Source organism: Isoptericola sp. GX10416 (genome assembly GCF_056590155.1).
Genome location: NZ_JBWPVO010000004.1, coordinates 170,333 through 190,329, shown reverse-complemented (window position 1 = coordinate 190,329; position 19,997 = coordinate 170,333). Strand labels below are relative to the sequence as shown.

At 70.2% G+C, this 19,997-nt stretch carries 19 protein-coding genes and 1 tRNA gene; 7 read left to right on the top strand and 13 right to left on the bottom strand.

Features of this window, described 5'->3' with window-relative positions:
* Nucleotides 1–40: 40 nt before the first annotated feature.
* Entirely contained in the window at nt 41–280 is a 240-nt protein-coding gene (locus ACWAT2_RS08620; protein WP_402374866.1) for a cell division protein CrgA, read from the bottom strand.
* Nucleotides 281–406: 126 nt separating this feature from the next.
* On the opposite strand from ACWAT2_RS08620, the gene ACWAT2_RS08615 reads away from it, so the two are divergent.
* Genes ACWAT2_RS08615 through ACWAT2_RS08600 form a run of 4 tightly spaced genes read left to right on the top strand, consistent with a single transcriptional unit; the run spans nt 407 to nt 2,731 of the window.
* Entirely contained in the window at nt 407–1,138 is a 732-nt protein-coding gene (locus ACWAT2_RS08615; protein WP_402374864.1) for a DUF881 domain-containing protein, read from the top strand.
* On the top strand, nt 1,135–1,917 hold the full coding sequence (locus ACWAT2_RS08610) for a class E sortase (protein WP_402374862.1): 783 nt from the start codon (nt 1,135–1,137) through the stop codon (nt 1,915–1,917). The genes ACWAT2_RS08615 and ACWAT2_RS08610 overlap by 4 nt, the downstream gene beginning before the upstream one ends.
* Nucleotides 1,917–2,081 carry a hypothetical protein gene (locus tag ACWAT2_RS08605; protein WP_402374860.1) on the top strand — a complete coding sequence of 55 codons (165 nt, stop codon included), beginning with the start codon at nt 1,917–1,919 and terminating at the stop codon, nt 2,079–2,081. Before ACWAT2_RS08610 ends, ACWAT2_RS08605 begins: the two co-directional genes overlap by 1 nt.
* Nucleotides 2,078–2,731: an aminodeoxychorismate/anthranilate synthase component II gene (locus tag ACWAT2_RS08600; protein WP_402374858.1), complete on the top strand. Its 654-nt coding sequence runs from the start codon at nt 2,078–2,080 to the stop codon at nt 2,729–2,731. The genes ACWAT2_RS08605 and ACWAT2_RS08600 overlap by 4 nt, the downstream gene beginning before the upstream one ends.
* 32 nt (nt 2,732–2,763) lie before the next feature.
* Here ACWAT2_RS08600 and pknB read toward each other — a convergent pair whose 3' ends face one another.
* Genes pknB through ACWAT2_RS08565 form a run of 7 tightly spaced genes read right to left on the bottom strand, consistent with a single transcriptional unit; the run spans nt 2,764 to nt 11,858 of the window.
* Complete coding sequence (gene pknB / locus ACWAT2_RS08595) at nt 2,764–4,821, bottom strand: Stk1 family PASTA domain-containing Ser/Thr kinase (RefSeq protein WP_449768914.1); 2,058 nt, start codon at nt 4,819–4,821, stop codon at nt 2,764–2,766.
* Nucleotides 4,822–6,273: a serine/threonine-protein kinase gene (locus ACWAT2_RS08590; RefSeq protein WP_402374855.1), complete on the bottom strand. Its 1,452-nt coding sequence runs from the start codon at nt 6,271–6,273 to the stop codon at nt 4,822–4,824.
* Complete coding sequence (locus ACWAT2_RS08585; RefSeq protein ID WP_402374854.1) at nt 6,270–7,727, bottom strand: peptidoglycan D,D-transpeptidase FtsI family protein; 1,458 nt, start codon at nt 7,725–7,727, stop codon at nt 6,270–6,272. Before ACWAT2_RS08585 ends, ACWAT2_RS08590 begins: the two co-directional genes overlap by 4 nt.
* Nucleotides 7,724–9,310: an FtsW/RodA/SpoVE family cell cycle protein gene (locus ACWAT2_RS08580; RefSeq protein ID WP_480048794.1), complete on the bottom strand. Its 1,587-nt coding sequence runs from the start codon at nt 9,308–9,310 to the stop codon at nt 7,724–7,726. The genes ACWAT2_RS08585 and ACWAT2_RS08580 overlap by 4 nt, the downstream gene beginning before the upstream one ends.
* Nucleotides 9,307–10,632: a PP2C family protein-serine/threonine phosphatase gene (locus tag ACWAT2_RS08575; RefSeq protein WP_402374852.1), complete on the bottom strand. Its 1,326-nt coding sequence runs from the start codon at nt 10,630–10,632 to the stop codon at nt 9,307–9,309. The genes ACWAT2_RS08580 and ACWAT2_RS08575 overlap by 4 nt, the downstream gene beginning before the upstream one ends.
* A 7-nt stretch (nt 10,633–10,639) precedes the next feature.
* Nucleotides 10,640–11,128: an FHA domain-containing protein FhaB/FipA gene (locus ACWAT2_RS08570; protein ID WP_402374851.1), complete on the bottom strand. Its 489-nt coding sequence runs from the start codon at nt 11,126–11,128 to the stop codon at nt 10,640–10,642.
* A gap of 10 nt (nt 11,129–11,138) precedes the next feature.
* Entirely contained in the window at nt 11,139–11,858 is a 720-nt protein-coding gene (locus ACWAT2_RS08565; protein WP_402374849.1) for an FhaA domain-containing protein, read from the bottom strand.
* A 276-nt stretch (nt 11,859–12,134) separates the two neighbouring features.
* Between ACWAT2_RS08565 and ACWAT2_RS08560 the strand changes: the two genes are divergently transcribed.
* Nucleotides 12,135–12,218, top strand: a tRNA-Leu gene (locus ACWAT2_RS08560).
* Nucleotides 12,219–12,443: 225 nt separating this feature from the next.
* Here ACWAT2_RS08560 and ACWAT2_RS08555 read toward each other — a convergent pair.
* Together ACWAT2_RS08555 and ACWAT2_RS08550 are read right to left on the bottom strand one after the other, a co-directional pair.
* Entirely contained in the window at nt 12,444–12,905 is a 462-nt protein-coding gene (locus tag ACWAT2_RS08555) for a hypothetical protein (protein WP_402374847.1), read from the bottom strand.
* A 788-nt stretch (nt 12,906–13,693) separates the two neighbouring features.
* Nucleotides 13,694–14,308 (bottom strand): hypothetical protein, encoded by a 615-nt coding sequence (locus ACWAT2_RS08550; RefSeq protein WP_402374845.1) that lies wholly within the window; start codon nt 14,306–14,308, stop codon nt 13,694–13,696.
* A gap of 678 nt (nt 14,309–14,986) precedes the next feature.
* On the opposite strand from ACWAT2_RS08550, the gene ACWAT2_RS08545 reads away from it, so the two are divergent.
* On the top strand, nt 14,987–16,237 hold the full coding sequence (locus tag ACWAT2_RS08545) for an ATP-binding protein (protein WP_402374843.1): 1,251 nt from the start codon (nt 14,987–14,989) through the stop codon (nt 16,235–16,237).
* Between the two features lie 690 nt (nt 16,238–16,927).
* Here the strand turns inward: ACWAT2_RS08545 and ACWAT2_RS08540 are convergent.
* The gene (locus ACWAT2_RS08540) at nt 16,928–17,542 is read right to left on the bottom strand and encodes a TetR/AcrR family transcriptional regulator (RefSeq protein ID WP_402374841.1); all 615 of its coding nucleotides are present in this window, start codon (nt 17,540–17,542) and stop codon (nt 16,928–16,930) included.
* A gap of 117 nt (nt 17,543–17,659) precedes the next feature.
* On the opposite strand from ACWAT2_RS08540, the gene ACWAT2_RS08535 reads away from it, so the two are divergent.
* Nucleotides 17,660–18,604, top strand: coding sequence for an alpha/beta hydrolase family protein (locus tag ACWAT2_RS08535; RefSeq protein ID WP_402374839.1), 945 nt, complete (start codon nt 17,660–17,662; stop codon nt 18,602–18,604).
* Nucleotides 18,605–18,622: 18 nt separating this feature from the next.
* On the opposite strand, the gene ACWAT2_RS08530 is transcribed toward ACWAT2_RS08535, so the two are convergent.
* Nucleotides 18,623–19,489, bottom strand: coding sequence for an NmrA family NAD(P)-binding protein (locus ACWAT2_RS08530; RefSeq protein WP_402374837.1), 867 nt, complete (start codon nt 19,487–19,489; stop codon nt 18,623–18,625).
* Nucleotides 19,490–19,516: 27 nt separating this feature from the next.
* A complete protein-coding gene (locus ACWAT2_RS08525) occupies nt 19,517–19,945 on the bottom strand; it encodes a Rid family hydrolase (RefSeq protein ID WP_402374835.1) in 429 nt (142 codons plus the stop codon).
* Between the last annotated feature and the right edge of the window lie 52 nt (nt 19,946–19,997).

Sequence of the window (19,997 nt, the reverse complement as noted above, 5' to 3'; positions counted from 1 at the left end):
CAGGTGTGGAATCACACCTGTGGAACTTGTACAGCCCAGGTCACTTCCAGCGTGTGGTCAGGGAGAACCCGGCGATGATGAGGACGAAGCCGACCAGGAGGTTCCAGTTGCCGAGCTGCGGCACCGGCAGCCCGAGGCTCTGGCTCGTCAGGTAGTAGGTGACGATCCACACGAGTCCGGCGAGCATCAGTCCGAGCATCGTGGGGACGAGCCAGCGGGGATTGGCCGAAGACTTCCGGGGCACGGGATCGAACTTCTTCTCGGGCTTGGGCTCGGACACGGGGTGCACTCCTGTGAGGGTGTTCTGCGACGTTCGAGACGAATTCTCGACCGCCGACGACGGGATTTTCGTCTAGCGTAGTGGCCAGCCGCACCAGGACCGGCAACACGAGGGAGGAGGCCCGCGATGTCACCACGGATCCGCTCCGCGATCTCCGTCGCGGGCGTGCTCGCGCTGTCCGGCGTGCTCTTCACCGCCAGCGCCCAGCTCGCCGACGAGCGGGACAGCCGCCACGGCGACGACCTCGCGTCGGTGATCGCCGCCGAGTCGGCTCGTGTGGAGGAGCTGAGCGAGCAGGCGAGCCGCCTGGACGAGGAGGTGGACCGGCTCGGTGACGCGGTCGACGTCGACGCCCCTCGGCGTGATCCCGCTCTGCGTGCCCAGGAGGCGGTGGTCTCCGGCGCCTGGCCGGTGTCCGGGCGGGGCCTGAGCGTCGCGCTCGAGGACGCGCCGTCGTCGTCCCTGGAGATCCCCGACGTGCGGCCCGACGACCTGGTGGTGCACCAGCAGGACGTGCAGCACGTCGTCAACGCGCTCTGGGCCGGGGGTGCCGAGGCGATGACGCTGCAGGGTGAGCGCGTCACGTCGACCAGCGCCTTCCGGTGCTCGGGCAACATCCTGCTGCTGCACGGCAAGGTCTTCTCCCCGCCGTACGTCATCGAGGTCATCGGCGAGCCGGACGATCTGCGGGCCGCCCTCGAGGCCTCCCCGGGCGTCGCCACCTACAAGCAGTACGTGGACTGGATCGGGCTCGGCTACCAGGTCCAGGAGCTCGACGGCGTCGAGATGCCCGCCTACACCGGGGGCCAGGAGCTGCAGCACGCCACCGTGCCCGAAGGCACGGACGTGTTCTCGTGAGGCACGCGCGCGGGCGCCGGGGCGGCGCCCTCAGCGCGACGATCGGCGTCGTCGGCGAGCTCCTCATCACCGCCGGGGTGTTCCTCGGGCTGTTCGTCGTGTGGCAGCTGTGGTGGACCGACGTCCAGGCCGGGCGCATCCACACCCAGGTGCTCGCCGAGCTCGAGTGGCCCGAGCCGCCCCCGCTCCAGGTCGACGACGGCCCGGCGATCGCGAGCGAGCACCGGGACGAACCGCCCGTCATGGAGGAGCCCGCGGACGAGACGGTCTTCGCCGAGCTGTACGTGCCCCGGTGGGGCGACGACTTCGTGACCCCCGTCGCCCAGGGCGTGGACAAGGCGCGGGTGCTCGACCGGCTCGGGGCGGGCCACTACCCGGGCACGGCGATGCCCGGCGACCTCGGCAACTTCGCCACGGCCGGTCACCGCACCACGTACGGCAAGCCGTACCACCAGGTCGCGGACCTGAAGGAGGGCGACCCGCTCGTCTTCCGCACGGAGGACACCTGGTACGTGTACCGCACGACGACGCACGAGATCGTGTGGCCCCACGAGGTGGAGGTCATCGCACCCGTGCCCGGCCTGCAGGCCGGTGACCCGGTGCCGGAGCTGACCGAGCGCCTCCTCACCCTGACCGCGTGCCACCCGATGTACTCAGCGGCCCAGCGGTACATCGTCCACGCTGAGCTGGACTACTGGGCTCCCGTCGAGGAGGGCACACCCATCGAGCTCGTCGAGGCCGGCGTCCAGGTGCGCGGTATCGATGACGGGGAGGCGTGATGTACGGCGCGTTGTGGCGTATCCTCCCTGGACCCGCGTGGTTCCGGGTGCTGCTGCTGCTCGTGGTGTTCGTGGCCCTCGTGTGGGCCTGCTTCGAGTGGGTCTTCCCCTGGCTGTCCGCGTACGTCCCCATCAACGACAACACCGTCGAGGCGCACCCATGACCTCCATCCTCGTCGTCGACAACTACGACTCCTTCGTCTACACGATCGTCGGCTACCTCGACCAGCTCGGGGCGCGCACCACCGTCGTGCGCAACGACGCCGTGCCGGAGCCCGACGCGGACGGCCGCTTCTGGCACGACGACGGCACGCCCTTCGACGGCGTCCTCGTCTCGCCCGGGCCGGGCACGCCCCAGGAGGCGGGCTCGTCGGAGGACGTGATCCGCGCCTGCGCCCGCTCCCGGACGCCGATGCTGGGTGTCTGCCTGGGCCACCAGGCGCTGGCCGAGGTCTACGGGGCGACCGTGTCGCACGCCGCCGAGCTGATGCACGGCAAGACGAGCGAGGTGGAGCACGAGGGCCACGGGGTGCTCGACGGCCTGGGCTCACCCTTCACCGCGACGCGCTACCACTCCCTCGCGGTGGAGCCGCGCACGGTGCCGGCCGAGCTCGAGGTCACGTGCACGACGGCGACCGGGGTCGTCATGGGCGTGCAGCACCGCGACCTGCCGCTGCACGGGGTGCAGTTCCACCCCGAGTCGGTGCTGACCGAGGGTGGTCACCGCCTGCTCGCCAACTGGCTCGCGGTGTGCGGCGACCCGGCGGCCGTGGAGCGGTCCGCCGGGATGGCGCCGCTCGTCCACCAGGGCTGAGCGGCGCCACCTCCGGTCGCGTCCGGGCTGGGTCAGTCGTCGCCGAGCCCCAGGCCGGGGCCGTCGTCGTCCTCGGGCGGTGCCGGGGTCGCCTCGCCGGCGCTGCAGTCCTGGCCCTCGGCGCCCGTCGAGACGATGATCGTCACGTCGGACCCCACCTCCCGCTCGGTCCCGGCCGGTGGCTCCTGCCGCGCGACGTAGCCCGGGCAGTAGTCGGCCGACGACTCGGTCCGCTGGATCGGGTTCAGGTTGGCCTGGCCACCGAGCGCGCTCTCGGCCTCCTCGGCGCTCATACCCTCCACGTTCGGCACCTGCACCGTCTCCGCCTCGGGCTCCTCACCGATGGTGAGCTCGACGGTGGTGTCCTGACCGACGGTGCCCGCCTCGGGCGACTGGTTCACGACCTTGCCGACGTCGTTCGGGTCCTGCACCGGCTCGCTGCTGGTGCCATGGCTGAGCCCGAGCTCTTCGAGCGTGGCCTTGGCGTCCTCCTCCGACATCCCGAGGAGGTCCGGCAGCTCGACCTGCCCGTTGGACCAGACGATGTCCACGGTGTCCCCGGGGTTGACCGCGGCGCCAGGCCCGGGGTCGGTCGAGATGACGTCGCCCTCGTCCACGCTCGAGCTGGCTTGTTCCTCCCGGTCGCCGACCACCAGGCCCGCATCCGCGATCTCCTGCTCGGCCTCCTCGAGGCTCCTGCCCGTCACGTCGGGCATCGAGAAGGTCTCTGGCCCGCCGGAGAAGTACACGAGCACCTGCGAGCCCTCCGGGACCTGCTCGCCGCTGGCCGGGTCGGAGCGGGTGAGCGTGTTCTCCGGCTCGTCGGACTCGTCGTCCACCCGTTCGGAGTAGACCAGCCCGACGTCCTCGATGGCGCGTTTCGCCTCAGTCGGGCTCATGTTCGCGGTCAGCTCGGGCACGGTGGCGAGCGTCGGTTCGTCCTCGCCGCTGCTGAGCCAGAAGAAGAGGATCGCGGCGAGGGCCAGGACGCCGACGCCGATGAGCGTCCACATCAGCCACTTGCGGTTGCCATTCTCCTCCTCCTCGCCGGGAGGGACGGCGGTACCGGCCGCCGTCTGGTCGACGGGCAGCCCGGTCTGGCCCCAGGGCGCGGGCCCGCCGGTGGGCGACATGACCTGCGTGCCCTGGGGGTCGCCGAGCACCTGCGTCGCCCCGTAGGCGGCTGCGGCACCGGCTGCCGCGGCGCCGAGCGCCGGGGCCATGATGTTGCCCCCGCGCACGGCCGACTCGAGGTCGGAGCGGAACTCCCCTGCCGAGGAGTAGCGGTCGTTGCGGTCCTTGGCCAGCGAGCTGAGGACGATGCGGTCCAGGACCTCGGGCACGTCGTTGGCGATCTCGCTGGGCCGCTGCGGCTGCTGACCCACGTGCTGGTAGGCGAGCGCGACCGGCGAGTCGCCCACGAACGGCGGGCGCCCGGTGAGCAGCTCGAAGAGCACGCAGCCGGTGGAGTAGAGGTCGCTGCGGGCGTCGACCTGCTCGCCGCGCGCCTGCTCGGGCGACAGGTACTGGGCGGTGCCGATGACGGCCTGCCCCTGCGTCATGGTCGCGGCGGAGTCCGCCATCGCGCGCGCGATGCCGAAGTCCATGACCTTGACGGCGCCCGTGGGCGTGATCATGACGTTGGCGGGCTTGATGTCGCGGTGCACGATCCCGGCGTGGTGGGAGTACTCCAGCGCGCTGAGGATGCCGACCGTGATCTCGACGGCCTCCTCGATGGGCACGGCGGCGCCGTCGGCGAGGATGTCGCGGACCGTGTGGCCCTCGACGTACTCCATGACGATGAACGGGATGTGGACCTGCTGCCCCGCCGCGTCGGTGGAGGTGTCCTCCCCGGTGTCGTACACGGCGACGATCGCCGGGTGGTTGAGGGCGGCGGCCGACTGCGCCTCGCGTCGGAACCGGGCGAGGAACGACGGGTCGCGTGCGAGGTCGGACCGCAGCACCTTGATCGCGACGGTGCGACCGAGGCGGGTGTCGTGGCCGATGTGCACCTCGGCCATGCCACCGCGGCCGATGAGCTCACCGACCTCGTACCGGCCCGCGAGTACTCGGGGCGTGTTGTCCACCACTCAGACGTCCTTCTGGGTCGTTGTCGCACCGGCGGGGTGCGACGGGTCCTGGAGCATCATCCCAGAACCGGGGTCGGTCATCGTCCGCAATCTCGCGGGGCGTGTCACCAGCGCGCCGCCGGCGAGGAGCGGCAGGGCGGCAGCATCGCCGTCACCCCCGCCGAAGATTCCGCTCAGGAGCGTGGCCAGGAGGAGCACACCGAGCAGTCCGAGGAGGGCGAGCAGCGGCCAGGAGAGCCGGCCGAGCGGCCCGAGACGTTGTCCCGTCGTCGTCGAGCTGCGCACCGGGCGCCCCGACGACCGGTTCGACGACCGGGACGCAGGGGTGCGCGTCGGGCCGCTGCGGGTCGCGGCGCGGCCGGGTGGGCCGCCGCGCGGTGGCGTGGGGCGGGACGGCGGGTTCGTGCGCAGGTCGCGGCGCGCCGGGTAGCTGCGCGGCGCCCCGGGGTCGGGCAGGTCCGGGGTGGACGCCGTCTGCGCGGCCGTGGGGCGCTCCGCGGGTGTCGCCGGGTCGAGCGAGCGTGCCGACGTCGGTGCGTCGTCGGGCCGCGCGTGCCGGACGGGTGCGGGGCGGCCGGTGCGGGCGGCGCGGCGGGCGGCCCGGGACCGCGCTCCGAGGGGGTCCTCGGCGATCTCCTGGGCGAGCGCGTCCAGCTCGTCGGCCAGTGCGGCGCCGGAGGCGGGCCGCTTGTTCGGGTCCTTGGCGAGCATCCGCATGATGACGTCGTCGAGGCCCGGGTGGACGCTGGACGACAGGGGCGGCACGGCACTGTTCACGTGCGCGACAGCGATGTCCACCGGTGTCGACCCGGTGAAGGGGCGTCGGCCGGCGGTCGCCTCGTAGGCCACGATGCCGAGCGCGTAGAGGTCGGAGGCCGCCGTCGCGGGCTGTCCCACGGCCTGCTCGGGCGAGAGGTACTGGGCGGTGCCCATGACCATGCCCGTCGCGGTCATCGTGGCCTGGTTGGCGGCCAGGGAGACGCCGAAGTCCGTGATCTTGACGTTCCGGGTGTCGTGCTCGAGCAGGATGTTCCCCGGCTTGACGTCCCGGTGGACCACCTTGGCCCGGTGGGCGTGGTGCAGCCCGCGAGCGGTCGCGGAGAGGATCGGCAGCAGCTTGCGCGGCGCGACGACGGGCTCGCGCTCGAGCAGGTCGGCGAGGGGTTCGCCGAGCACGAGCTCCATGACGAGGTAGCCGGCGCCGTCCTGCTCGCCGTAGTCGTACATCTGCGCGATGTTCGGGTGCGAGAGCGCGGCGCTGTTGCGCGCCTCGGTGCGCAGCCGCTTGAGAAAGTCCTCGTTGCCGGTGAACTCCTCGCGCAGCACCTTCACGGCGACGTCGCGGCCGAGGTAGCTGTCGTCGGCGACCCAGACCTCGCCCATGCCGCCGACGGCGATCTGGCGGGTCAAGTGGTAGCGCTCGCCCAGCGAGAGCCCGATGGAGGGCCTCATCCGTTCAGCACCGCCTCGACGACGGCCTTGGCGATCGGGGCGGCCACGCGGCCACCCGTCGCCTCGGAGCCCATGGAGCCACCCTGCTCGACGACCACCGCGACCGCGACCTGCGGGTCGTCCGCGGGGGCGAACCCCGTGAACCAGGCGTGCGGGGAGACGTCCCGCGAGGTCTGGGCGGTGCCCGTCTTGCCGGCCACCGTGACGCCCGAGATCTGCGCCGCGGTGCCGGAACCGTCCTCGACGACAGAGACCATCATGTCCCGCAGCTGGGAAGCCGTGGATTCGGACACGGAGCGGCCCATGCTCGACGGTCGCGTCTCGGAGACCACCTCGAGCTCGGCGTCACGCACCGTCTCGACGGAGAACGGCTCCATCAGCTCGCCGCCGTTCGCGATCGCCGAGGTGATCATGGCGACCTGCAGGGGCGTGACGACGTCGTCGCCCTGCCCGATCGCGGACAGCGCGACCCTGTCGGGAGTCAGCGAGTCGGGGTCCGGGTACCGGCTGGCCACCGCGGGGAACGGGACGTCGACCGTCTCGCCGAACCCGAAGTCGGCGGACTGCTCGGCCAGCGCGTCGGCACCGAGGTCGACGCCGAGCTTCGCGAAGGCGGTGTTGCAGGAGATCCGCAGCGCGTCCGCCAGGCTCTGCTCGCCGCTCGGGGAGCACGCCGTGCCACCGTAGTTCGGCAGGTCGGTCCGCGTGCCGGGCAGCGTGTACGTGACCGGCGCGTCGATGACCGTGCTCTCGTCGTAGTCCCCGCTCTCGAGCGCCGCAGCGGCGGTCACCAGCTTGAACGTGGAGCCGGGAGGGTAGTGCGTCCCCGTGGCCCGGCTGATCAGCGGCTTGTCCTCGTCGTTCAGCAGGTCCAGGTAAGCCTTGTTGGCCTTGCCGGTGTCGTGGGTGGCGAGGTCGTTCGGGTTGAACGTCGGCTTCGCGACCATCGCCAGGATCTTGCCGGTGGACGGCTCGATCGCCACCACGGCGCCGCGCTGGTCACCCAGGGCGTCCCAGGCGGCGCGCTGCGCGGCAGGGTCGATCGTCAGCTCGACGGACGAACCCTGCGGGTCGGAGCCCGTCAGCACGTTCTGCACCCGCTCCACCCACAGGGCGTCGGCCGACCCGGCGAGGAAGTCGTTCTCGGCCTGCTCGATCCCGGACGTGCCGCTGACCAACGAGTAGTAGCCCGTCAGCGGAGCGTAGAGCCGGCCCTTGGCGTACTCCCGCTGGTAGTTCCACTCGTCGTCCGAGGGCACGGAGCTGGCGATCGCGTCGCCGCCCACCACGATCGGGCCGCGGTCGGTGCCGAACTGCGCGTAGAGCGCGCGGGCGTTGCGCGGGTCGTTGTTCAGCGTGTCTGCCGCGAAGAACTGGATCCACGTCGTGGAGACGAGGAGCGCGAGGAACATGACCATGACGATCCCGGCCAGACGACGCGTGGTCGTGTTCACGATCTCTCACCTCCTCGATGCTCGGGCGGGACGTCGGTGCCGATGTGCTCGGTGGGGGCCGCGTCGCCCGGGGTGCCGTGGGGGTCGCGGTCGGTGACCCGTCGTCGCGGCAGGTTGCTGCCTGCCGGGGGCGTCACGTCGGCCGGGGTGCCGCCGTCCGACCCGGACGAGCCGACGAGGATCGGTTCCGGTTCCGCAGCCGGGGCGCCGGCCGAGACCTGCCCGCGCACCGGCAGGTCGGAGGGCCGCCGGGCGCTGTCCGATATCCGTAGCAGCAGGGCGATCACGATCCAGTTGGCGAGCAGGGAGGAACCGCCCTGCGCCATGAACGGCAGCGTCAGGCCCGTGAGCGGGATGATGCGCGTGATGCCGCCGATCACCACGAAGACCTGCAGGGCCATCGCGAACGCCAGGCCGCCGGCGAGCAGCTTGCCGAAGCCGTCGCGCACGCTGAGGGCCGACTTCAGGCCGCGCTGCACGACGAGCAGGTAGAGCAGGACGATCGCTGTGAGGCCCGTCAGGCCGAGCTCCTCGCCGAGAGCCGCGTAGATGAAGTCCGAGAACGCGTACGGGATCTGGAAGGGGCGGCCCTCGCCCCACCCGGTGCCGAACAGCCCACCGTTCGCCATCGAGAACTGCCCCTGGACGAGCTGGTACGACCCGCCGGGGTCCCTCTCGTACTGCGACGCGTCGAACGGGTGCAGCCAGACGTCGATGCGGGCCCCCACGTGCGGGAACAGCCGCGCCGCGGTGAGCGCGCCCGCCCCGAACAGCGTGAGGCCCAGGACGATCCAGCTCGACCGGGCCGTCGCCTGGTACAGCATCGCGACGAAGAGCCCGAAGAACAGCAGGGACGTACCGAGGTCGCGCTGCAGGACCAGGACGGCGAGGGACGCCGCCCACACGAGCAGGATCGGGCCCAGGTCACGCAGCCGCGGGAGCTGCAGGCCGAAGACCTTGGGACCGGCGAGCGCGAGCGTGTCACGGTTGGTGACCAGGTAGCCGGCGAAGAACACGGCGAACGCGATCTTGGCGAACTCGGCGGGCTGCAGGGAGAAGCCGCCCACGTTGATCCAGATCCTCGCGCCGTTGATCTCCTGGCCGACGCCCGGGATCAGCGGCAGCGCGATGAGCAGCAGGCCCACGACCATCGCCGTGTACGTGTAGCGCCGCAGCCAGCGGTGGTCCTTGAGGACCCAGAGCAGGGCGAAGGCGACGATGGCGCCCAGCAACGTCGCCTGCATGTTGCCAGCCGCGTCCGCGGGAGCCATGCCGGTGGCGTCGGAGATCTCGAGGCGCCAGATCATCGACAGGCCGATGCCGTTGAGCAGCACCACCGCGGGCAGGATGACCTGGTCGGCCCACGGTGCACGCAGGCGGAGCACGACGTGCGCGACGAGTGCCGTCACGGCGAGCAGCATGCTGCGGAACCAGAACTGGTCGGGCAGCTCTCCACGGATCGACAGCCCGACCATCGCGAAGCCGCCGATACCGCCGCCCAGGGCGAGGACCAGGAGGAACACCTCGGCGATGCGCAACGGCCGGCGCTGCCTGGGTTCCACCGTGAGGTTCTGGGACGTCACGCCTCGGCCCCCTCGTCCCGCGCCGCCGGGCTGGACCCGGACGCGGGGCTCGACGACGGCGCCGGGCTGCCGCTCGACTCAGGGCTGGGACTGGTGCTGGGGCTCGGAGTGGGGGTGGGCAGCGCGTCGTCGATGAGGCGCTCGGCGCGTTCGAGGGCCTCGGCCTCCGACGACGCGCGGATCGTGCCGTCGAGCCGGTCGCTCCAGTAGGCGGGCAGCTCGTCGACGGGCGTGCCCGTCAGCCGCACCGGCTGGGAGAGGGTCAGTGGGCCGGCGCTCTGCGGGATGCCGCGGTACACGGCGACCTGCCCGTCCGCGACGCCGACGTAGAACTGCTCCTGGGTCCAGCCGTACGCCCACCAGGCGCCGTATCCGAGGCCACCCAGCACCGCGAGGATCACGAGGACGCCGATCCAGGGGCGTCGCTTCGGTGCCGGGCGTGCGTCGTCGTCCTCGTCGTCCTCGTCGTCGTCATGACGGCGCGAGGCGTCCTCGGCCGCGTCCGGCGCGGGCCGGGCCAGCTCGGGCGACATCTCCGAGGCCGCGGCACCGACCACCTGGGTCGAGGTGGACACCCACGAGGCCTCGACGTCGTCCGGGTCGACGACGTCGGCGACCACCACGGTGATGTTGTCGGTGCTCGCGGCGGTCATCGCGAGGGTGATGAGCAGGTCCGCGGCCTCCTCGGGAGACTCGCACTCCGCGAGCACCTGCGTGATCTGCTCGAGGGGGACGAACCCCGACAGGCCGTCCGAGCAGAGCAGCCAGCGGTCGCCCGGACGTGCCTCCCGCACCGACATGTCGGGCGTGAGGTCCACGTCGAAGTCGCCCAGCACGCGCATGACGACGTTGCGCTGGGGGTGGGTCTCCGCCTCGTCCGGGGAGATGCGCCCGGTGTCCACCAGGTGCTGGACGAACGTGTGGTCCACGGTCACCTGGTTGAGCGCCCCGTCGCGCAGCAGGTAGGCGCGCGAATCGCCCAGGTGGGCCATCGCGAGGGTGTTGCCGGACCGCAGGAGCGCGGTCACCGTGGTGCCCATGCCGGCGAGGTCCGGATCCACCTCGGAGGCGTGCACCAGGTCCTGACGCGCCTGCTCGACCGTCCGCTCCAGGTCGGCCAGCGCCTCCTGCGGGCCGTGCTCCGTCTCGTCCAGCGGCGCCAGGGCGGCGATCGCGAGGCTGGACGCGATGTCGCCGCCGGCGTGACCGCCCATGCCGTCGGCCACCACCAGCAGGTTCGGCCCCGCATAGGCGGAGTCCTGGTTGTTCTGCCGCACGAGCCCGACGTCGGAGCGCGCGGCATACCTCAGGGCGAGGGTCACGAAGGCGTCACCCCTGCAGCTCGACGACGGAGCGGCCGATCTGCACGCCGACCCCCGGTGCGAGGGGGGTCGGCGAGGTGACCTGCTGGTCGCCGATGAACGTGCCGTTCGTGGAGCCCAGGTCCTCGACGTACCACTGGTCCCCCTGCGGGAAGATGCGGGCGTGACGCGACGAAGAGTAGTCGTCGTCGAGCACCAGCGTGCAGCTCGGTGCGCGGCCGAGCAGGATCGACGACGTCGACAGCGGCAGGGTGGTCCCGCTCAGCGGACCCGCCGTGACCACCAGCCGTTGCGGACCGGAGCTGCGCGCAGGGGCCGGGCTGCTCGCCGCCGCGGCCGGTGCGGCGGCCGGTGCACCGCCGTCGTCGGCACGCTTGCGTGAACGCGGAGAACGCAGGGCGAGGTCGCGGCGAAGTACCGCGACCGCCGAGAGCACGAACACCCAGAGCAGCACCAGGTATCCCAGCCGCAGCAGGGTGAACGTCAGCTCGCTCATCCTCGGTCGATCACCAGTCCTCGTTCGATCGGCCGGCCGAGGTACCTGTCCAGAACATGATCCGGGTCCGGCCGATGGTCATGGTGTTGCCGTCCAGCAGCGTCGCCGCCGGGACCTGGTGCCCCTCGACGAAGAGGCCGTTGGTGGAACCGAGGTCCGTCGCGACCACGCCCTCGGGCGCGACGCGGATCTCGAGGTGCCGGCGGGAGACGCCCGGGTCGTCGACCACGATGTCCGCCTCGGCGTCGCGGCCGATCACAGTGACCGGGCCGGTCAGCAGGTAGCGCTGCCCGTCGATGTCGATGAGCGGGTGCCGGGTGCTCGGAGCCGGGTTCGTCGCCGGTGCCACGTTGCCGCGCACCGTGGCCGAGCGGAGCTGGAAGCGGCCGCCGGTGAGCTCCTCGTGGTTCTCGAAGGACACGCTCACGGGGCCGACGAAGGCATAGTGCTGCGACGCCGCGTACTCGGTCAGGTTCGTCGCGAGCTCGTCGGCGAGCGTCTCCGCGCCCCACGACTGCACCTGCGCGAAGTCGGCAGGGCTCAGCTCGATGGTGAACTCGTTCGGCGCGACCGTCCGGTCACGGCCCACGACGGCGGCACGGTCGTCGATCTCGCGTCGCAGCCGGCTCGCCAGCTCCACCGCCTTGACCTCGCCGCCACGCCCGACCTTGGCGAACGCGTTGTTCATCAGCCGCTCGACGCTCTTTTCGAAGCGGTCCAGCGCTCCCATGCCACCTCCTCTCGTCCACCCGTGCCTGTCGCGGGCAGACTATCCAGATCGTAGGCAGGGGTGCACCACCCGCGCCCGTAAACCTGTGGATTTCGTGCGAATCCCTCGGGTAGACCCGCGTGCCGAGGTCACGAGCGTGTCACGGTGCGCAGGCCGGGGCGCGCCGGGTCGGAGCGGGCGCCGTCTCCCGTGCCGCCGGTGTGACACAGGTCCCTGCCGGGTGGGCCCGATCGGGTTGGGAACCGGGGGCCGCCGCGTGCTAATCTCCTACGGCACGCGCGAGTGGCGGAATAGGCAGACGCGCACGGTTCAGGTCCGTGTGCCCGAGAGGGCGTGGGGGTTCAACTCCCCCCTCGCGCACGTGAGGGTAGTTCCCGAATCAGGGAGCCACCCGTTCCCGAAACCCTCGGCCGGTTCATCCGGTCGGGGGTTTCGTCGTTCCTGCCCGACGGCGGTGGCCCGGTTTCGGGAGTGGGTCCGGCGCTCGCGGCTCGTCTGGGCGTGGCCGACGGTCTCTTTGACCTGTTCAGCGGCTGTCAGGGCCTGTTCAGGGCATGACAGGGCGTGGCCTGACGGCCAGGGCCTTTAGTGTTCTTTAGTCTTCGTGTCGGCGTCGTCGACGACTGGTGGTGCTCGGCGTCCGCGGGTGCGGGTGTAGCGGTCCAGCGGCCGGTTGTCGGCGACTTCGCGCAGGTGCTGCTGCCACGGGTCGGGCCGATGGCGGCTGGTGTGCCAAGCGTGCAGGTGGACGGCGTTGTAGCCGGCGAGCTGGGTCGCCAGCAGCCAAGCGGTGGCTGCCAGGCCGCGCATGCGGATGAAGCCGCGGTCGATCTTCAGCTTCTGGTAGCGGATCTGGCCGTTGAGTCCTTCGATGAGGGTGCGGCGGTTGTAGTCCAGGGCCCAGGCGTTGGACTGCCACGGGTGGGGCTGGCGGATGTTCTCGCAGGCGCTGTCGTCGACGGTGACGGTGATGCCGCAGCCGCACGTTGAGCCGGGGGTGCAGGTTGTGGTGGGCAGCGCGGCATCCAGGCGCATGGAGGCGGGCACGTTCGGGCAGCGTAGGTGGCCCGCCAGCGCGGGACCCTTGAAACGCTGGGTGCCGCGGCGGTCGTCGTGCCGGGCGTGGGGGATGAACCGGTAGGGCTCGCGGGCATCGAATCTGTGCGCCTCCGGGAAGTGGCCGTCCGCTTGACCCAGTCCGCGTCCGGGTCGGCGTTGATCCTCCCGTCGGCGCGGAGCGCGTCGGGTCGGAAGGCGGGGTAGGAGGACTCGACGTCGGTCCCATCAGGGCGTTTCAGGCGTCCTCGCCGAGCGCCGCGCGACCTGGTGGTCGCCATCCTCGGCGCGGTCCGGCTGTCAACATAGCGGGCATGAGTACAACATCGAAGGGCCGTCGCAATTCTGCGGGAGGTGCGATGGGACGATGAGAAGTCGAACCCGGTTCAACCTCCCACCGCCCCACGGGGCGTGCGTTCGTCAGGTGACTTTGAACGCACCCTCGTCGAGATGGCCCATTGTCGTCGTAACGATCCGGGCCTCGCGTCCGATCTCCGCCTGTTCTCGCACGGACCTGCGCGCGTCCTGGAGTCGATCATAAGCCGCAATGGCGACAGGATCACCGGGGTCGCGGCTGACCACAACATGGACGGATTCACCTTCTTCGGTGGCCCGGTGCCAGGGCACGTCACCCTCGAACCCGTACGGAATCCTGCCGTAGTTGGAGTAGATCTCTTGTTGCAGCCGCTCGAGGTGTCGTGACCCTGAAGGTATTACTCCTGCGAAGACCTCTGCCCCTAGCGGAGTGTATCCAAAGACGGCAATACAGGTAGAAGTCACTATACTCGGCACCCAAACCGTGCCGGAGAAGTGTAGACGCGTGAGTAGTACGACTTCCCCTTGTAGACGATCTTTCCAAGGGTTGTCCCCCTAAAATTCGTGCCAGTAGTGCCGGTGCAAAAGTGTTCGACGTTCTTCTGAGTGTAATTCTTCTGGTTGTAGTTTCCGCCGGTCTTCTTCTTCGCGACCTTCCATGTGAGGTAATGCTGGTATCGCAGTTCCGTCGTGTGGTGAATCCTGCTCACTGGCACCGTGCATCGAGTGTACGGCTTTTGGCCGATGGATTTGTTGCCCGACGACGTTCGCCAGTGGATCGTTGATGGGTGGAGAGTGCAGGGTCCGAAGCTCACAGCTCGGGTGGTGATTTCATCTGCTTGTTGAGATTCCAGTTCGTCGAGTAGCGCGATCGCCTCTTCTGGGCTGGCTGCAAGTATGTACGGCGTGGCGGTGGTCGCTTCTGTTTCGTCGGTAGCCTCTGAGCCTTCCGTATCGAGGTCTGCGACGATGTCTTCAGTGCCAGTGTGGCCAGGTGTGGCGCTGGCGCCACTGATGGGCGAGCCAAGGATGACCAGGGCGGCCACAAGGCTGGAAGCGGTAACGCGCAGTGACTTCATTTCGACTCTTTCGGTCGTGAAGGGCTGGATGCTTTCATGCAATCGGCTGACACTACGAGTCTGTAGCAGGCAGCCAGTTGCTCAATATATGCAGGCGAATCTAGTGTCGCGTGCTGGGTGCGCATACTTGATGAACTGTTGAGCATCAGCCTCAACTCGTCAGCCAGGCCATGCAGGACAGTTCGCTGACCGGGTGGTGCCGCTCTGTGGTGTGCGGCGCGTGCCGGTGTTGGCTCACATGGCCCGATGGTCCGGTTGTGGGCTCCGGAGCGCACGAGCAGGGCACCCCATCGCCGATGCGGGAGTGGGGGTGTCATGGCGACGTCGTTCGGCGTGGAACGTGCTCATTCCGCATCCTCCAGGGGTGTGCATGCTGCGGCTTCGGCTAGTCCGGGCCGTCGTGATGTTCATTGCCGGCACAGCCCTGTTTGCTACAGGCGCTGAGCATCCCCGGAGGATCCCGGCGGCCGGCGGACACCACCGTACGGACGGGGGACTGCTGCACGGGTAGGTGACGGTCAGTCTGCGGCCGCAAGGCACCGAGAGGATGTCGATGGCCGTGGTTGCGATCCCGATCGGCAGGCTCCGAGGTTGAGCGACGGCAGGATCCGACTTTCCGGGGCGGCAGATTCCGACTTCGGGTAGCGGCAGGTTCCGACATGGAGCTACGTTGGGGTTGTGACCAGCCTGATCGCACGACGACTGACCCGAGTGGTCCGCCACCGCTCGGCGACGACGCCGGTGCTCCTTCTCGAAGGGCCCCGCGGAGTGGGCAAGTCGACGCTGCTGGATGGGCTGGCAGCCGACACGAATGCCGTAGTGATCGACCTGGATCGGGAGGACTACCTTCAGCTCGCGCTGAACAGTCCGGCGGCAGTCGTCGCAGAAGACACACCAGTGCTCGTCGACGAGTACCAGAAGGCTCCGTCGCTGCTGGACGCGATCAAGGCTCGGCTCAACCGTGAGACGAGGCCGGGCATGTTTGTCCTCGCAGGCTCGGCAAGCTACGACTCCTTGCCGCGAGGCACGCAAGCTCTGACGGGGCGCATCCAGCGGCTACCGGTTATGCCCTTGACGCAAGCCGAACTCGACGCGACCGCCAACGACCTCATCGCGCGCGCCTTTGAGGGAGACGTCGAACACCATGCCCGGGCCGCGACCACGTCCAGGGACGAGTACGTCGATCGTGTGATGCGGGGCGGAATGCCCCTTGCGCTCGCGCAACCCACCGCGGCGGACAGGTCCCGCTGGTTCGAGGCACACGTGGGACAGTCGATCCAACGAGACGCCGGCGAGCTGCGACGTATAGGCAGAAGATCCGACCTGAGGGACGTGCTCACGCGCACCGTCGGCCAGACGGCAAGCGTCCTCAACGTCTCGAAGGTCGCCAATGATGTGGCTCCGTCGTGGGACACGACCTCCGCGTACATCGAACTCCTCGAGTCGCTGTTCCTCGTCCGTCGGCTCCCTGCCTGGGGCGTGACCGTCCTGCCCAGGAGTATCGAGTCTCCCAAGATTCACGTTGTCGACTCTGGGATCGGCGCCCACCTCCTGCGACTGAGCGCCGCGAAGATGAAGCGACTTGACCCAGCCTCCCTCACAGAGTTCGGCCACCTGCTTGAGTCCTTCGTCGTCCAGGAGGCGATCCGGCAGACGACATGGATGGATGACCCTGTCTCGGCCGGGTACTGGCGCACCCGGGACAGCCTCGAGGTCGACCTGGTCCTGGAGCGGCATGACGGTGCGGTCGTCGCCATCGAGGTCAAGGCAGGGGACGTCGTCAAGCGGACGCAACTCTCGCCGCTGGTCGCCCTGCGGGATCGCCTGGGATCCTCCTTCGTCGCCGGGATCACGTTCTACACGGGCGCGACGGGATACGAGGTAGACGACCGGATCCACGTGCTCCCGATCGAGCGCCTCTGGACCTGACCCCTCTGCGACGATCGCGGCGGCACGCGCGAAGCGGGTGTGCCTGGCCGTCCCCTCGAGGTGTGCCTGGACTCTCCTTGGTGGTCGCTCCGGTGCTGGTCAACGAGTTTCGGGAACCACCCACGTGAGGCCGTTCTCGGTTTCGAGAGCGGTGCAGTTTCGAAAAGTCCCGGCCGGGGTCACCCGGCCGGGGCTTTTGTCGTTTCTGGGTGGTTCGCGCAGCGTGGCGCCGGCTGGTGCTGGGTCGGGCGCCCGGTGGGCCGGTCGTCCGACGGCGGTGGTGGTGTCGGGCGGTGGCCCTGCGGTGGCCGCGGCGTGGTTCAGGACCTGTTCGGGACGTGCTCGTCCGGTCGGCGGTGCCGGTGGGTCAGGTAGTCGGGTTGTGGCTGGTGCTGCTGGCCTGGCCGGGTGGTCCTCGCCGACGGGCGGTGCGTGAGGGGTCTGCTGAACAGATAGGTGACAGCGGTTCTCAGGCGGCGAGTGCGACCTGAGTGGTGATGATGGCTTCGGGTCTGCTGCACGGATAGGGGCGGGGTGACGGGCAGCGCCGCTCTTCACAGGATCGACGAAGAGCCGGTTTCGCCGTTCCCGGAGATCGGTGCCGCGCTCGTGGCCACGATCACGCCCCGCTGGACTCTCTGGGCAGCCGGACGGTCCGAGATGACGTGTTCGACGTTCTGCCGTCCGAGATCAGCTCGTGGGCTCAGGGACGTCGTGGGCGAGCGCTCCGCTGATCAGCATCTGTACGAGCATGTCGGCATCGTGCCGCTGGTCGGCCGCTGCCCCGATGCACAGGTTGCCGATGCCCTTGAGCACGGTGTAGGCGTCGACCGGGAGGGCGTCGTGGCCGGACGCCGCCCGGGCAGCGTCCAGGAGTGCGCCGCAGACAGGCACGAGCCGGTCGATGAAGTACCGGTGCAACGCGTCCGGTTCCGCGTCCTGGCCGTGCAGGGCGCCTGCGAGCCCGTGCTTGGTGACCAGGAACTCGACGAACAGCGCCACCCACGCGCGCAGCGCCGCCTCGGGTGTCGGGCTCTCCGCGAGCAGCCGCGGCCCTGCCTCGGCGCAGGCCTCGACCTGGTGGCGGTACACCGCCACGACGAGCTCCGCGCGGGTCGGGAAGTGTCGATAGATGGTCCCGACACCGACCCCGGCCTTCGCCGCGATCTCCCGTACCGGGGCGTCCACGCCGGAGGTGACGAACACTGCCGCTGCTGCCTGCAGGAGGTCCTGCTGGTTCCGGCGTGGGCGCCCCGCCGGCCTGGGCTGCGCGGCAGGCCGCTGCTCGGGTCCGCTCCGAGCCATGGGTCCTCCTCGGGGTCGACGACGCAGGCTTGCGTTTCGGAACGGTGCTCCGTATTGTGGCGGAACAGCGTTCCGATACCAGTATCGCAGAGCGCACCCCTCAGGAAGGAATCTGTCATGACGACATCGATCGTCGACTCACTGGACGGCATCGTCGGCACCGGCACCCCGGTCGTCTCCGTCGCTCCGCTCGAGCTGTCGGCCCCGGGCCGACCCCTGCCGCTGGAGGTGCGCGTCTCCGCCCCGGCGACGGGCACCGACCTCCCCGTCGTGGTGTTCTCCCACGGCAACGGGTGGAACCTCGACGGGTACGCGCCCCTGACGGCGTTCTGGGCCTCCCGCGGGTTCGTCGTGATCCAGCCCACGCACCTGGACTCGCGTCGGCACGGTTTCGGGTTCGACCATCCCGTCTTCCCGACGATCTGGACCGAGCGGATCGCCGACCTCACGCGCATCCTCGACCAGCTCGACACCGTCGAGGCCGCCGTGCCGGGCCTCGCCGGCCGGGTCGACCGGAGCCGCGTCGCCGCTGCCGGTCACTCCTGGGGCGCGCAGTCGGTCCAGTCGCTCCTCGGTGCGCGGATCCTCGACGAGTCCGGCCAGGTCGGTGCGGACATGACCGACAGCCGCATCACCGCGGGAATCCTGTTCGCCGCCACCGGACTCGGAGGCGACGACCTGCACCCCTTCGCGCAGGCGAACTTCCCGTTCATGCGCCCCTCGTTCGAGGAGCTGACCACCCCGACGCTCGTCGTGGCCGGCGACCGTGACCAGTCGGCGATGTCCAGCCGTGGACCCGACTGGTTCACCGACGCCTACCGGCACAGCCCTGGCGCCACCGATCTCCTCACGCTCTACGGCGCGGAGCACGCGCTCGGCGGGATCGTCGGGTACGAGGTGGCTGAGACCACCGACGAGAACCCGGAGCGGGTCGCCGTCGTCCAGCGCCTGAGCACGGCGTACCTGCGCACCGCGCTCCACGTGGACGACGCCGGCTGGCCTGCCGCGCGAACCGCCTTCAGTGGCAGCACCGACCCGATCGGGCGGGTCGAGAGCAGGTGACGGACGACGGCGCGTCCCTCATCGGGCGCCGTCGTCGTCCCCAGGGCTCGTCCCCGGCCATGCTCCGGCGGCTGCCGCGTCCGTGATGAACTGCTCCAGCGACCGCGCCGGACGGCCGGTCAGGCGTCGGAAGGCGTCGGTGACGACGGCGAAGTCCCCGGCGCGCACCCGCTCGAAGGTGACCTCGGTGAGGTCGCGCTCGAACCCTGTGAGCCCATCCAGCGCCTCCTCCATGTCGAGCGCGATGTGGCGGACCGTCCGGCCCAGCGCCACCGAGAGGAGTGCGGCAGTCCGGTCCGGCAGCAGGGCCTCCGGTCCGGACAGCTCGTAGGTCTGCCCGGCATGCCGCCGGTCGGTCAGCGCCAGCTCGGCCACCTCGGCGATGTCACGCGTGTCGATCCATGCCAGGGGCGCGTCCGCGTGCGGGAACGTGAACGCGCCGTCGGCGATCTGGTCGCCGAAGAAGCGTGTGTCGGTGAGGACCTGCATGAACCAGCCCGGCCGCAGGATGGTCCATGACCGTCCGCTCTCGCGGACCGCGCGCTCCACCGTGGCCGACCAGCCGTGCGCGCCCGACTGCTCCGGGTCGCGCTCGGAGAGGAGGACGACGTGGGTCGACGGCGAGGTCGTGGCGACGTAGGAGGCGACGAGAGCCGGGGCGTCCTCGCGGAGCGGGACGACGACGAAGACGGCGTCCACCCCCTGGTTGGCGCGAGGCCAGGCGTCCGGCCGGTCCCACGAGAGCTCGACCGGGACGATCCGGCCGTCGCGGACGAGTGCGGGGTCACTGCTGCCGCCCCAGAGCTCGGCGTCGTCACGCGGTGCCAGACGGTCGGCCAGCGCCGATCCCGTCTTGCCGCGGACTCCGGTGATCAGGACGCGCATCGTCGGCCACTTCTCGTGGTGGGTGACTCAGGAGCCGTCGGCGACCGGCGCGATCGCCGTGACCCGGATCTCGACGCGCATGCCGACGGCGCCGAGGGCCGCGACGCCGATCTCCGTCCACACGGGCGCGTGGTCCCCCATCCGGAGGTGGAGCTGCTCGGTCATCACGGACGTGTGCTCGTCGCCGATCTCGTCGGTGGCCGTCGGGACGTGGAAGCTGTCGACGGCGACGACGTCGCGCCAGGTGGCACCGGCCAGGGCCAGGGTCCGCTCGACGTTGTCGAAGGCTTGGACGATCTCGTCGCGCAGGTCCGTCGGGAAGTGGAACTCGTCGTCCCAGCCGCCCTGGCCGGAGAGGTGGACGGTGTCCCCGAGCCGCACCGCCTGGTGGTAGTGGAGCCGCTCGCGCAGCATGTCGCCGTAGCCGGGGGTGGTGAAGAACTCGGGCCTGGTCATGCGAAGCGCCTCCCGTTTGGTTCATGCGTGAACTGAAACATATCACGGTCAA

Coding starts and splice junctions, on each gene's coding strand:
- ACWAT2_RS08615 (WP_402374864.1), top strand. CDS start 407: ATGTCACCACGGATCCGCTCCGCGATCTCCGTCGCGGGCGTGCTCGCG.
- ACWAT2_RS08605 (WP_402374860.1), top strand. CDS start 1,917: ATGTACGGCGCGTTGTGGCGTATCCTCCCTGGACCCGCGTGGTTCCGG.
- ACWAT2_RS08600 (WP_402374858.1), top strand. CDS start 2,078: ATGACCTCCATCCTCGTCGTCGACAACTACGACTCCTTCGTCTACACG.
- ACWAT2_RS08590 (WP_402374855.1), bottom strand. CDS start 6,273: ATGAGGCCCTCCATCGGGCTCTCGCTGGGCGAGCGCTACCACTTGACC.
- ACWAT2_RS08570 (WP_402374851.1), bottom strand. CDS start 11,128: ATGAGCGAGCTGACGTTCACCCTGCTGCGGCTGGGATACCTGGTGCTG.
- ACWAT2_RS08565 (WP_402374849.1), bottom strand. CDS start 11,858: ATGGGAGCGCTGGACCGCTTCGAAAAGAGCGTCGAGCGGCTGATGAAC.
- ACWAT2_RS08550 (WP_402374845.1), bottom strand. CDS start 14,308: ATGAAGTCACTGCGCGTTACCGCTTCCAGCCTTGTGGCCGCCCTGGTC.
- ACWAT2_RS08540 (WP_402374841.1), bottom strand. CDS start 17,542: ATGGCTCGGAGCGGACCCGAGCAGCGGCCTGCCGCGCAGCCCAGGCCG.
- ACWAT2_RS08535 (WP_402374839.1), top strand. CDS start 17,660: ATGACGACATCGATCGTCGACTCACTGGACGGCATCGTCGGCACCGGC.
- ACWAT2_RS08530 (WP_402374837.1), bottom strand. CDS start 19,489: ATGCGCGTCCTGATCACCGGAGTCCGCGGCAAGACGGGATCGGCGCTG.
- ACWAT2_RS08525 (WP_402374835.1), bottom strand. CDS start 19,945: ATGACCAGGCCCGAGTTCTTCACCACCCCCGGCTACGGCGACATGCTG.